The 12845-nt window shown below is 71.8% G+C and carries 10 protein-coding genes; 6 read left to right on the forward strand and 4 right to left on the reverse strand.

Annotated elements, in window-relative coordinates; all coding sequences use genetic code 11:
* Nucleotides 1-228 precede the first annotated feature (228 nt).
* Nucleotides 229-1350 carry an HD domain-containing phosphohydrolase gene (locus tag GTY96_RS11110; RefSeq protein ID WP_143901149.1) on the forward strand — a complete coding sequence of 374 codons (1122 nt, stop codon included), beginning with the start codon at nt 229-231 and terminating at the stop codon, nt 1348-1350.
* An 18-nt stretch (nt 1351-1368) separates the two neighbouring features.
* On the opposite strand, the gene GTY96_RS11115 is transcribed toward GTY96_RS11110, so the two are convergent.
* On the reverse strand, nt 1369-3498 hold the full coding sequence (locus GTY96_RS11115) for a peptidylprolyl isomerase (protein WP_161664672.1): 2130 nt from the start codon (nt 3496-3498) through the stop codon (nt 1369-1371).
* 396 nt (nt 3499-3894) lie between these two features.
* On the opposite strand from GTY96_RS11115, the gene GTY96_RS11120 reads away from it, so the two are divergent.
* The 4 genes from GTY96_RS11120 to GTY96_RS11135 all read left to right on the forward strand — a co-directional run bounded on the left by GTY96_RS11120 (nt 3895) and on the right by GTY96_RS11135 (nt 9846).
* Complete coding sequence (locus tag GTY96_RS11120) at nt 3895-4557, forward strand: hypothetical protein (RefSeq protein ID WP_143901152.1); 663 nt, start codon at nt 3895-3897, stop codon at nt 4555-4557.
* Nucleotides 4558-4622: 65 nt separating this feature from the next.
* Nucleotides 4623-5558: an AAA family ATPase gene (locus tag GTY96_RS11125; protein ID WP_143901154.1), complete on the forward strand. Its 936-nt coding sequence runs from the start codon at nt 4623-4625 to the stop codon at nt 5556-5558.
* Nucleotides 5555-6883 carry a DUF58 domain-containing protein gene (locus tag GTY96_RS11130; RefSeq protein WP_161664673.1) on the forward strand — a complete coding sequence of 443 codons (1329 nt, stop codon included), beginning with the start codon at nt 5555-5557 and terminating at the stop codon, nt 6881-6883. The genes GTY96_RS11125 and GTY96_RS11130 overlap by 4 nt, the downstream gene beginning before the upstream one ends.
* A 215-nt stretch (nt 6884-7098) precedes the next feature.
* A complete protein-coding gene (locus GTY96_RS11135; protein ID WP_143901158.1) occupies nt 7099-9846 on the forward strand; it encodes an SNF2-related protein in 2748 nt (915 codons plus the stop codon).
* A gap of 21 nt (nt 9847-9867) precedes the next feature.
* On the opposite strand, the gene GTY96_RS11140 is transcribed toward GTY96_RS11135, so the two are convergent.
* Genes GTY96_RS11140 through GTY96_RS11150 form a run of 3 tightly spaced genes read right to left on the reverse strand, consistent with a single transcriptional unit; the run spans nt 9868 to nt 11541 of the window.
* Complete coding sequence (locus tag GTY96_RS11140) at nt 9868-10200, reverse strand: Smr/MutS family protein (RefSeq protein ID WP_161664674.1); 333 nt, start codon at nt 10198-10200, stop codon at nt 9868-9870.
* Nucleotides 10139-10444 carry a hypothetical protein gene (locus GTY96_RS11145; RefSeq protein WP_161664675.1) on the reverse strand — a complete coding sequence of 102 codons (306 nt, stop codon included), beginning with the start codon at nt 10442-10444 and terminating at the stop codon, nt 10139-10141. Before GTY96_RS11145 ends, GTY96_RS11140 begins: the two co-directional genes overlap by 62 nt.
* 38 nt (nt 10445-10482) lie before the next feature.
* Nucleotides 10483-11541: a DUF72 domain-containing protein gene (locus tag GTY96_RS11150; RefSeq protein WP_143901163.1), complete on the reverse strand. Its 1059-nt coding sequence runs from the start codon at nt 11539-11541 to the stop codon at nt 10483-10485.
* 278 nt (nt 11542-11819) lie between these two features.
* Between GTY96_RS11150 and GTY96_RS11155 the strand changes: the two genes are divergently transcribed.
* Nucleotides 11820-12740: a helix-turn-helix transcriptional regulator gene (locus GTY96_RS11155; protein ID WP_143901165.1), complete on the forward strand. Its 921-nt coding sequence runs from the start codon at nt 11820-11822 to the stop codon at nt 12738-12740.
* Nucleotides 12741-12845: the final 105 nt, after the last annotated feature.

The raw sequence follows: 12845 nt of genomic DNA on the forward strand, positions 1-12845 counted from the left end.
ATTCCAAGGGGTTACAACCATTTACGGCGGGTCGCCAGCCACCATAGAACACGCTTCCTTGAGCAAGCAAGCGTAACGTGGAGTCCAGCGACCACTGGTTTCGGGGAATCTTCAAGAATTCCGGCAGTTTACCAGCACTGGAAAGCTTGGGGGGCCTGTTTGCCTGCCCGTGGAGCGGATATAAGACTCTGAGAAAACGCAGCCCACTCGCTCGGAGCGTATCTGCCCATGGCTCGGATCCTCGTGGTGGACGACGACGTGCTCATCCTCGCGGCGCTTTCCCGAATCCTGCAGGCGGAGGGCTACGAGGTCGTCACCCACAGCGATCCGGTGGTCGCGGCGCGGGAACAGGGCTTCGACGTGGTGCTGACGGACTTCATGATGCCGTACCTCAACGGCATCGAGCTGCTGTCGGCGCTCCGGGAGAAGAACCCGCGCGCGGTGCGGCTGATGTTGACGGCGGCGGCGGACTTCAAGACGGCGTCGGAGGCGGTGAACCGGGGCGAGGTCTTCCGGTTGCTGGGCAAGCCGTGGGCGCTGAGCGAGCTGACCAGCAGCGTGAGGCAGGCCATCGAGCACCACCGGCTGGTGGCGGCCAACGAGCGGCTGACGCGCGAGGTCGCGGAGAAGAACGCGGAGCTGCTGGCCATCAACGAGGGCCTGGAGCGCCGGGTCATCGAGCGCACGACGGGGCTTCTGGACGGGCTCATCAGCGCGCTGGACTACCGCGACACGGAGACGCAGTGGCACTCACGGCGCGTGTCGCTGTACGCGCGGCGGCTGGCGCAGGAGATTGGCCTCACCGGGCCGGCGTTGGACGTGGTGGAACAGGGCGCGCTCCTGCACGACATCGGCAAGATTGGCGTGCGCGACTCCATCCTGCTCAAGCCCGGGCCGCTCACGCCCGAGGAGTGGGTGGAGATGAAGCAGCACCCGGAGTTCGGCTACCGGATGCTGGCGAAGATGCCCTACCTGCACGAGGCGGCGCTCATCGTGCTGCAGCACCAGGAGCGCTGGGACGGCAAGGGCTACCCGCTGGGGCTCAAGGGCGAGGACATCGTCGTCGGCGCGCGCATCTTCTGCCTCGTGGATACGCTGGACGCCATCACCTCCGACCGGCCCTATCGCAAGGGACGTCCCATGAGCGTGGCCCGCGACGAGGTCCGCCGCTGCGCGGGGACGCAGTTCGACCCGGCGCTCGCGGAGGCGTTCCTGGGCCTCCCGGAGACGGAGTGGGCCCGCATCCGCCGCGAGGTGGAGATGATGGAAGAAGCGGAGGACCGCCGCTGGAACGGCGGGAAGCTCAACGCCCACGGTGAACCCGAGCCCGCGCGCGCCAGCGGGGCCTGACGCGCGCGAGAGGCCGGCTCAGGGGCGGTGGTCGCCAACGATGACGTCGTCGATGACCGTGCCCTCCAGCAGCGCGTCCACGACGTCCATGCCCGCGATGACGCTTCCGAAGGCCGTGTAGCGGCCGTCCAGGTGCGGCTGCGGCGAGTGGGTGAAGAAGAACTGGCTGCCGCCGGTGTCCTTGCCGGACAGCGCCATCCCCACGGTGCCCCGGGCATATGGCCGGCGCGTCATCTCACACCGGATGGAGTACCCGGGGCCGCCCTCCCCGTCCCCGCGCGGGTCGCCGCCTTGCGCGACGAAGTCCGGCACCACGCGGTGGAACGTCGTGCCCCGGAAGTAGCCCTGCCGCGCGAGCGCCACCAGGTTGCCGCCCGTGAGCGGCGCCTGTTCATCCAGGAGCACGGTGATGTCGCCCTTGCGCGTGCGCAGCGTGAGCGTCGTGGAAGGGGGCGCGGCGGGCGGACGGGAGGTGTGCGGCGGCAGCTCCACGCGGCCGGCGCGGATGGGCGTCCCCGTGAGGGAGGTGAGGGCTTCGGCGGCGACGCGGCGCACGTTCGCGTGCGGGTGGGTCAGCCACTCGCGCAGGCGGGGCTCGGCGGCGCGCCCCTGCAACGCGACGAGCGCGCCAGCCACGGACTCCGCCAGGTCCGGCTCCCGAGGCACCCGCGCCGCCAGGGCCTCCACCGCGGGCAGCGCTTCGGCGTCGTGCAGCTTTCCGGCGGCGGAGGCGGCGAGCCCCGCCACCACCGCGTCGCTCCCGGCGATGAGCGCTCGCACCGGCGCCTTCGCTTCGGGCACGGGCCGCTCGGAAATGGCATCCAGCGCCGCGCCGCGCACCACGGGACTGACGTGGCTCAGGTAGGGCACCGCGAAGGCGGCTCCCGACACGGGTGGAGTCACGTCCCCCGGCTTCGCCGCGGTCGCGGACAGCACCTTGAACTGGGCCACCTCATGCAGCCCCAACGCGAGCCTCCGGGCTTCAGGGACGCGGCCCTCTCCACACCGAAGCACCTCCTCCAGGATGCCCCGCTGCCGGTCCATCGCCGCCGCGAACCGGCAGTCCAGCCACGCGAGGTCCGCGCGGGCCTCGTCGGACGCGGCGCCAGGGGCCGCTTCCGCCATGGCCGCCCTGAGGCCCGACAACACCGGCCGTCCCTGGAGCGGGAGTCCCTGCTGGGCCACCGCCAGCAAGGCGTGGCCCCACTCCGCCTTCCCTTCCGCCACGCGCTTCGCGCGGTACCCGATGCCCTGCAGGGCCAGCAGCGGACCACAGGTCGTCCCCTCCTGGCACTTCACCGCCAGCTTCGCCAACGCCCGCGCCGCCTCCGCCGAGACCCGGGGGACTTCGTCTCCGAGCATCAAGCCCAGCGCGAAGGTGTCCGTGGAGCCGCCCACATCCCCCAGGCCCTTCGTGCACAGGGCCCTCACGTCGGGCTGGGCGTTGGACAGACAGGCGCGAAGCGCGTCCACGGCGTCCGGCCGCTTCGACGCCGCCAGCAGGTACGCCCCGGCGAGGTTCACCTCCCAGCGCTCGCGCGCCTTCAACAGCGCGCGGATCGCATCCAGGGGAACGCCCGCCACCGCCGCCGGGCCCGCCTTGCGCGCGGCGACGCCCAGGGCCGTCGCCGCGAACTCCGACCAGGGCTCGCCGGGTGGCGACAGGCGGGCCGTCAGGACCTCCACCGCGCCGGGCGTGGCCAGCTTCCCCAGCGACTCCAGCAGGGTGATGCGCACCCGGTCCGTCGTCTCCGTGGCCTCCGCGCGCACCAGCGCCGCGGTCAGCTTCGCCTGGGCGTCCGCCGGCAGTGGCTCCCACGACAACGCCAGCTCGCCCGCCGCGAAGGCGGCCTCGTCGCGCACGGTGGTCGCGGGCGCCGTCAGCCCCGCGAGGATCGCGTCCAGCGTCTCCAGGTCCTGGATGCGCGCCAGGGCCCGCAGGGCGCGGCTTCGCACGAGGGCCTCCGGGGCTGACGTGGCGAGCCGCACGAGCTCGCCGCCCCCGAGCGAACGGCGATCCTCCCAGTCCTGGATGCGTTGGAGGACGCGGGCAGGCGGCTCGTCCCCTCCGTCGGACGGTGGCACGGTGCGCACGCACGCGCTCAGGAGGAGGATTCCGGCGGACACGGCGGCGGTCAGGCGGGCCATGTCCGGAGGGGCTAGGTCAATTCCCCGCGAAAATCCAGGGGTTATGGCTTTGAAGGGGTTTGACAGGCGCGCGCGGGGGCCGGGAAGATATCGCGCCGTTTCCCCCCTCCCGGAGCACCAGCCCTGAACTGCCCAGGCTGCAATCGCAAGGTCGCGGACGACACCGCCATCTGCCCCGAATGCGACTACATCATCGACCAGTCCTTCCTCGGGGGCGGGGACGAGGGCGGTTCCGGGGATGACGAGAGCACCGGAGTCGGCCCCCCGCCGCGCTCACGCCCGCCCGCCCCGAAGGCCGCGCCGCCGCCCAAGGCACGCCCTGCCCCGGCCCGCGCCAAGCCGGGCGCCCGCGCCGCCGCGCCGCCGCCGGGCGACGACGCCACGAACGTGCGCAGCATGGACGACATCGCCAGGGAGCGCGCCCAGCGCCCCGCGGGCCGGACCGGTGCCGCGGCGAAGGCCGCCCCCGCGCGTGCCGCCCCGGCCCCCCGCCGCCCGGCTCCCGCGCCCGTCGAGGAGGAAGAGGACGACGCCGGGGACGCCGCGGACCCCTGGTCCCGCGAGGCCCGCGAGCTCGAGTCCAACCGCTCGCCCATCGATGATCCGGAAGTCCTGCTGGACGACGCGCGCTCGTTCCTGAAGGAGCTGGAAGGTGGGGACCGCATCGCCTTCTGGGGCGCGACGCTGGTGGTGCTGTCCTGCTTCATGCCGTGGAAGGAGACGGCCGCGGACGGCGACTTCCTGGGCCTCATCAGCCTGGGCTTCGTCTCCTTCCTCTTCGCCGTCGCGCAGATGGTCCTCGTCGGCCTGCGGTCGCGCAACGTGATGACCTGGGTGAACCCCATGATTCCCTGGGGCGCGCAGATGGTCTGCAGCGTGGTGTGCCTCGCGTGGTCGCTGGTGTTCCTGAAGCTCTCGTCGGACACGACGCTGGTGCCGTCGCCGCTCGGCAACTCGGAGATGATGAACTCGTCGCCGAGCATCGGCTGCTTCCTGGGCATCCTCGGCGCGGTCATCGCGCTCCTCGGCGGACTGATGGGCCTGAGACGCCAGGACTAGGTCCGGCCCCCCCGAGGATTTCGCTGCCGCGGGGGATGGGAGGCGGGCTACCGTCGCGGGCCACCATGTCCGACGCCACGCCCCTCTCCCGCCTCCTCGACGCGCTGGGCTCGGCCGTCGTGGGCCAGCCCCGCGTGCTGGCCGACCTGGTGACGGCCTTCCTCGCGCGCGGCCATGTGCTGCTGGAGGGTGTGCCCGGCGTCGCCAAGACGCTCACCGCCCGCAGCATGGCGGGCGCGCTGGGCCTGTCCTTCTCCCGCGTGCAGTTCACCCCGGACCTGATGCCCGCGGACATCCTGGGCACCAACGTCTTCCAGCCGCAGTCGCAGTCCTTCCGCCTGATGAAGGGCCCCGTCTTCACGGAGGTCCTGGTCGCGGATGAGATCAACCGCACCCCGCCCAAGACGCAGGCGGCGCTGCTGGAGGCCATGGAGGAGCGGCAGGTCACCATCGACGGTGTCACCCACCCGCTGCCGCCGCACTTCTTCGTCGTCGCCACGCAGAACCCGCTGGAGCTGGAGGGCACCTATCCCCTCCCCGAGGCGCAGCTGGACCGCTTCCTCATGCGCGTGCGCGTGGGCTATCCGGACGGGGACGCGGAGGCCTCCCTCCTGCGCGCCTTCCACCAGCGCGAGGGCCGGCCGCCCGCCGTGTCCCGCGTGCTCGACGCCGCCACGCTGACGGAGCTGCAGGACCGCGCGGCTCGCGTCGCGTGCGACGACTCCATCCTCCAGTACGTCGTGCAGCTCGTGCGCGACACCCGCGCCCATCCCCGCGTGCGGCTGGGCGCGAGCCCCCGCGCAGCCCAGGCCCTGCTCGCGGCGGCCAAGGCGCACGCGGCGCTCCGGGGCACCGACTTCGTCACCCCGGATGACGTGAAGTCCGTCACGCCCAGCGTCCTCAACCACCGCCTCCTCCTCAAGGCCGAGGCCGAGGTGGAGGGCGTCACGGCGGATGACGTCCTCCGGCAGACGCTCGAGCGGGTGCGAGTGCCCCGGTGAGCCCAGGGCGTCCCGTCCCCACCGGCCTCGCCGTGGCGCTGTTCGCGGCGGCGCTCGTGCCCGCTGCGCTCGCGGTGGCGAACCCCTCCTTCGGGTGGCTGGCGCTCGCGGTGGACGTGGCCGTCCTGCTCCTGTGCGCCGTGGACTTCCTGCGCGCCCCCCAAGCCCGCGACCTGGAGGCGCGCCGCGAGGTGGAGCCCATCCTCTCCTCCGGCGTGGACAACCTCGTGCGCTGGGAGCTGCGCGCGAACACGCCCCGGCCCGTGCGCGGCGAGCTGCGCGACGAGCCGCCCCTGGACATGGAGAGCCACGGACACCGGCAACCCTTCACGCTGGAGGCCGGAGGCGGGCCCACGCGGCTGACGTACCGGGTGCGCCCGCCCGCGCGGGGCGACGCGCGCTTTGGCGACGTGAGCCTGCGCCTGTCGGGCCCGCTGGGGCTGTGCTCACGGCAGGTACAGCTGCCCGCCGCGCGGGACGTGAAGGTGTATCCGGACCTGAGCGCCCTGTCGCGCGAGGCGCTGACGCTGGCGCGCACGTCGGAGGCCGTGTCCGCGCGCACGCTCCTGCGCAAGACGGCGGAGGGCCGCGAGTTCGAATCGCTGCGCGAATACCGCCCCGGAGATGACTACCGCCACATCGACTGGAAGTCCTCCGCGCGCCATGGCCACACGCTCGTGCGCACGTGGCAGCCGGAGCGCCACCAGCCGGTGCTGCTGCTGCTGGACTGTGGCCGCCACATGGCGGGCCGGGTGCAGGGGAGGCGCAAGCTGGACCACGCGGTGGACGCGGCGCTGAGGCTCGCGCGGGTGAGCCTGGACGCGGGCGACGTGGTGGGCGTCCTCGCCTTCGCCAGCGACGTGCGCGCCTTCCTCCCTCCGCGCAAGGGCGCGGAGCACCTGCGCCTCATCACCGAGTCCCTCTACCGCGCGGAGGCCGGGCTGGAGGAGAGCGACTACGGCCGCGCGTTCGACTTCGCCTTCGCCCGCCAGACGCGCCGCGCGCTGGTGGTGCTCTTCACCGACCTGGTGGATCCGGACGCGTCCGCCGCGCTCCTCACGCGCACGCTCGCCCTGCGCCCCCGGCACCTGCCCGTCGTCGCGTCGCTGCTGGACGAGGACCTGGAGGCCGCCGCCACCGACGTGCCCGGCGACGCGCCCGCCGCCTACGCACGGCAGGCCGCCGCCCGCATGGAGGCCGAATACCGCCGCACCGCCACCACGCTGCGCGACGCGGGCGCGCTGGTGGTGCGCGCGCCGGCCCGCGGCTTCGGCGCCGCTGCACTCAACGTGTACCTGGACGTCAAGGCGCGCGGACGCCTCTGAGCGCTCCAGTCGCATCCGTCAAGCCTTTTGGCACGCTCCAACGCTCGAGTGCGCCCGCGACACTCCGCCGAACTGCGTCCTTGCCAATCGCGCGGAGGCCGAGTTTTCGGCCTCGCGGAGGACCCCCTTTACAGATGCGGATCGCTGCCCAGAATGGCGCGCCTCAACTGTTCGCGCGCACGCGCGCACGCTCCAAACCGGACGGGAGGCGGGACTTGGCGGAGGTCGCAAGGGGTTTGAAGCTGCAGGTGGAGGCGGACGCCGCGGCCGTCGCGGCCCGGGCCGCGGAGGAGCTGGTGGAGGCGGGGCTGACGCCCTTCCACGAGCGGCTCCTCGCCGAGGAGCTGCTGGCGCGCAGCGGGGACACGCAGCAGCGGCTGGCCAACGCGCTCGCCGAAGCGAAGGTGGACCTGAACCCCCACCAGGTCGAAGCGGCGATGTTCGCGCTGGACGCCCTGTCGCGCGGCGGCTGCATGCTGGCGGACGAGGTGGGCCTGGGGAAGACCATCGAGGCGGGCCTCGTCGTGGCCCAGCTGATGGCGGAGGGCAAGAACCGCATCCTCATCCTGGCGCCGGCGGTGCTGCGCGCGCAGTGGAACGCGGAGCTGCGCGAGAAGTTCGACCTGGACAGCGTCCTCGTCGACGGCCGCGACGTGAAGCGCCACAACAACTGCTTCGATCAGCCCTTCCCCGTCATCTGCTCGCACCCGTTCGCGGCGAACCGCTCCGCGCTCGTGGCGGAGATCCCGTGGGACCTCATCATCATCGACGAGGCGCACCGCCTCCGGAACGCGCACCGGCCCAACAACAAGACGGGGCAGGCGCTGCGCGCGTCGCTCGCGGGCCGGCCCAAGCTGCTGCTCACCGCCACCCCGCTCCAGAACGACCTGATGGAGCTGTTCGGCCTGATGTCGCTGCTGGACGAGCAGATCCTGGGCCCCGAGCACGCCTTCCGCAGCCGCTACCGCGCCGACGAGGGCGGCGGCATGACGGAGGCCGCCGCCTGCGAGCTCAAGGAGCGGCTGGCGCCCGTGGTGCAGCGCACGCTGCGCCGCCAGGTGCGCGAGTACGTCCGCTACACCAACCGGCGCAGCATCGTGGAGGACTTCCACCCGTCCCCCGAGGAGCACGACCTCTACGAGAAGGTCAGTGAGTACCTCCAGCGCTCGGAGGCCGCGGCCATCGAGCCCGGCAAGAAGACGCTGCTGACGCTGTGCTACCGCAAGCTCCTGGCCTCCTCGACGTTCGCCATCGCGCCCACCCTGCGCCGGCTGTCGGAGAACCTGCAGAAGCGCCTGGAGGCCGCGCGGCTGGGACAGCAGGCCCTGGCGCTCTTCGAGCCCGAGGAAGCCAAGCAGTACCAGGAGGAAGGCGAGGAGTGGTCCGACGACCCCGCCAAGGCCCCCCAGGTCCGCTCGCTGGAGCAGGAGGTCTGGGAGCTGCGGCAGTACGCGGACCTCGCGGACTCCATCCGCATCAACGCCAAGGGCGAGGCGCTCAAGCGCGCCCTGGACCGCACCTTCGCGGTGATGCGCACGCACTCCTGGCCGGAGAAGGCGCTCATCTTCACGGAGTCCAAGCGCACGCAGCAGTACCTCTTCAACCTGCTGTCGGAGCACGGCTACCGGGGGAAGATCTCGCTGCTCTCCGGGGACGCGGGCGGCACGCCCGAGGAGCGCCGGGCGCTGGTGGAGGAGTTCCGCCACCGCTCGCAGATCCTCATCTGCACGGAGGCGGGCGCCGAAGGGCTCAACCTCCAGTTCTGCAACCTGGTCGTGAACTACGACCTGCCGTGGAACCCGCAGCGCGTGGAGCAGCGCATCGGCCGCTGCCACCGCTACGGGCAGCAGCGCGACGTGCTGGTGGTGAACTTCCTCAACCGGCAGAACGCGGCGGACGCGCGCCTGTTCGAGCTGCTGGAGAAGAAGCTCAACCTGTTCGACGGCGTCTTCGGCGCGTCGGATGAGATCCTGGGCGTGCTGGAGAGCGGCGTCGACTTCGAGCGGCGCGTGCTGGACATCTACCAGTCCTGCCGCAACCCGGCCGACATCAACGTCGCCTTCGACAAGCTGCGCGAGGAGCTGGAGGGCAGCATCAGCCAGCGCATGACGGCGATGCGCTCGGTGGTGCTGGAGCGCTTCGACGGCGACGTGCGCCGACGCCTGCGCGTCGCGGGAGACCAGGCCAAGGAGGTCGTCGCGAAGCGCCAGCAGGAGGCGAAGGCGCTCACCGGCTCCGTGCTGGGCAGCCGCACCTCCGGCCGGCTCCAGGTGGCCAAGGCCGCCTACGCGGTGCGCGACCGCACCCAGGACGCCGTCAGCTACCTTCAGCTGGACGCGGCCGGCCTGCCCTCGCGGCTGGCCCGGCTCGCGGGCAGCGAGGGCTGGTGGTTCGTCTACAAGTTCGAGACGACGGGCCTCAAGCCCGAGGAGAAGCTGGTCCATCTGGTGCTGGTGAAGGACCGCGACGGCGGCTTCCGCGCCCTGCCGCTGACGGACGGGGTCCACTTCACCAAGCTCGACGCGAAGGAAGAGAAGCGCCGCCAGCCCGCGCCGGTGTCCGTGCAGCTCATGCAAGAGCAGTCGCTGATGACCGCCAAGGATGAGCTGATCCGCGCCGCGGAGCGCCGCAACGCGCTGGAGCTGGACAAGGCCAAGGAGCGCGCGGACCGCTACGTCGAGGACTGCCTGATGGAGTCGCGCGAGGTGGTGGAGTCCGCCCGGCAGGCGTGGTTCGACGCGCGCAAGGACGTGCTCGGCGTGGAGGACACCGCGGAGCGCGCCAAGGCCCGGGCGCACTCGGACCGGCAGGAGCGCGACTACCGCCGCAAGCTGGCGTCGCTGCGCAACGAAGAGGAGAAGCGCTACGCGGCCAAGGACCGGCAGCTCGCGGAGCTGGCCCAGAAGGGGCGCGTGACGGAGAAGCGCACCCTCATCGCCTCCGCGTACTTCTGGCTGTCCTGAGGGCCGCGGCGCCGGGCCCCTTCATCGGGGCTTGAGCCGCACCCACGTCGCGCCCCAGCCGCCGTCCACCTCCGAGGCGGTCTGGAAGCCTTCCACCTCCGGCAACGTGGCCAGCAGCTTCTGCACGGTGCGCCGGAGCGCGCCCGTGCCCTTGCCGTGGATGACGCGAACGTCGAGCACGCCCTCCTGGCGACAGGCCCAGAGGTACTCGGTGACGACGTCCTTCACGTCCTGGGGCTGGAACAGGTGCAGGTCGAGGTTGCCGTCGACCGGAACCTCGATCGCCTCCGACTCATCGGGCGGGGGTTCGTTCCCCTCCGGAGGCAGGGGTGGGAGCGGTTTTCGCCGGGACACCGTAACGAGCCTCCTCCTGGCGCTGCTTCTCTTCCGCCGCCAGGCGCTGCCGCTCTCGCGCGCGCCGGAACTCTTCCTTCAAGCTGACGATTTCGCCCTTGAGCGAGGTGATGTCCTCCGCCACCGCGCCCTTGTGTTCGGTTCCCACGTCTTCCACGTGCTTGCCCGCCCGCTTGTCCTCCGCGCCCGCGCCACCGGCGGAGGTCATTTGCATCAGCAGGGCAGCCAGGGTCATCACCTTCATGGACTTTCACGTAAGCAAGCGCCGTGCTCACGCGCAAGTCATGTTGCGTGCGCGACAGCCCGCTGGCCGCCCTCCTCCTTGTGTGACACGACGCGTTCCGCGAGGCGGACGGCGGACAGCGGAGCGCTCCCTTCCGCCTTGTTGTTGATGGTCACGAAGACGGGGCGCTCGCGTCGCACCGCGGCCATGCACACCCGGGCCAGCACGTCCCGGGTGCCAACATCTTCGTCCACCAACCGATTGAACGGCGCATAGCGGGCGTAGGCCTCCTCGTAGCCGAGGTTGGGCGGCAGCATCCAGCGCACCACCACGGCGCGGGACTCGAAGGCGCGCGTGAGCTTCGCCTGCCGGGCGACCGGCGGCATGTGAGCCCACACCGCGAGCACCGGGCTGACGCCCGTGTCGGCGAGCGCCTGGGCGAAGGCCTCCGTGAGCAACTCCTCGTTGCGCACCTCCACCGCGTACAGCGGCCCCCGGGGCAGCGCGGAGAAGAACGCGTGCAGCCGCTCCACGAAGCGCCCGGGGCCGCCCAGCGCCGCCGGGTCCTGCGGCGGGAACTGGAAGACGAGCGGGCCGGCCTTGTCGCCCAGCCCCTCCAGGAACGGCGCCACGACGTGATCCACCGCGTACGCGGCCTGGAGGAACCGCTCGTTCGCCTGCCCCCGGTGCGCGCCGTAGCGCTCGTGGACGGGGAAGCGCGCCAGCGTGCAGGCCTCGTGCGCCTTCACGAGGAAGCGGAAACCGTCAGGCACCTGCTGGGCATATTCGGCGAACGTGGCGGCGGGCACCGGCGCGTAGAAGGTCCGGTCGATGCCCACCGTGCGCAGCACCGGGTGGTGCGCGTAGGCCCCCAGGCCCTCGCGCGCCAGCTGGGTCGTGCTGGCCTCGTGATCATAGACGAGGCCGTTCCAGCCCGGGAAGGTCCACGACGACGTGCCCAGGTAGACGCCTCGGGGCAGCTGCTCCCCCAACGCGCGAAGGCTGTCGGACGCGGGGGCCGGCCCTACCGGCTGGGTGCGACGCCGGGACGACACCGGGGCTTCTTCCGCCGCGCCAGTGAAGAGGTCGAACTGCGCGGGTCGTCGCGGTGCGCTCATGCGGTCGGCTCCCTTCCCGAGCCAGGCTTGCGAGGGTGGCCCCTGGATGTAATCCAGGAGCCCGGGGGATGCAGGAGGTTGCCTGGATTCAGGGCGACGTTCCAGGTTTCTGGCACGCCCTCCAGGCAGACGGGTGCGCGCGCCGTCGCGGCCGCGGCCCGCGCTGGGATGTTTGTCCAGCTGCAAACCCTGTCACTTCGCGGCAAAATGATGAAGCCACGCAATTCATCAATATCCATTAATAGACTGGCCGTGGGCGCAACACGCGGGGGGTCACCATGGATTGGTCATCGACCGCATCGCTGCTGGCGGAACGGGACGTGCGTCCCATCGTCGTGATGGACCGGAGGGGCCGGATCGAGCTGGCCAATGTCGCGTTCACGTCGCTGCTGCGCCGGCCGCGCGAGGAATTGCTGGGACGACGCTGGACGGACGTCTGCACACCGCGGGAGCACGGCCCGGCGGTGGGGCGGGCCCTGCGGGCCATCTTCACCAGCGCCGAGCACCGGCTGGAGACGGAGGTCCTCACCCGCGAGGGTGAGCGGCTGCCGGTGGAGCTGGACGTCGCCGCCGTGGGGCGCCCGCCCCTGCGCCTGGTGGCCATCGTCACGCGCGCCGGGCCCATCCTCCCCGCCCCCGGAGAGCCGGAGGACTCCGGCCCCCACGCCCCGGGGCCGTATCAGGACCTGAGCTATGAAATCTCCACCGAGCTGGCGTCGTTCGGGACGCTCAAGGCCGTCTGGAACTCGGGGACGCCGCAGCCGGACGACCGGGTGGGCCGGCCGTGCTTCGGCGCCTTCGCCCACCGCGACACGCCCTGTCTGGACTGCCCGCTGACGGCGGCGGCGACCACCGCCTGGCCCCACACCATCGTGCGGCACGCGGACGCCGCCAGTGACGGCTACGAGGTCGTCACCGCCACCCCGACCGGGGCCGGCACCGCGCGGATCACCGTGCACACGATTGGCGACGCCACGCTCACCGGCCTCTTCGAGGCGAAGGTGCGCAGGATGGCGCTCACCGCGCGGCTCTCCGAGCGGGAGGGTGATGTCTTGCGTTACCTCGCGCTCGGCCGCTCCTCCACCGACATCGCCGCGGTGTTAGGCATTACCGAACGCACCGTAAAATTCCATCAAGCCAATCTCTTGCGAAAGCTGGGAGCGGAGACGCGGTACGACCTGCTCCGCCTGTTCTTCTGATCAGGCCCCCTTCCCTGGGGGACAGCATTCCCATTCCGAATCGCTTGCGCCATGCTGGCGTCTCGACTCGGGCGTCCTGCGGGTCGGGGGGGCCGTTGCCCATGG

Origin of the sequence: Corallococcus silvisoli, assembly GCF_009909145.1 — a bacterium.
In the GTDB taxonomy this organism is placed as follows: domain Bacteria; phylum Myxococcota; class Myxococcia; order Myxococcales; family Myxococcaceae; genus Corallococcus; species Corallococcus silvisoli.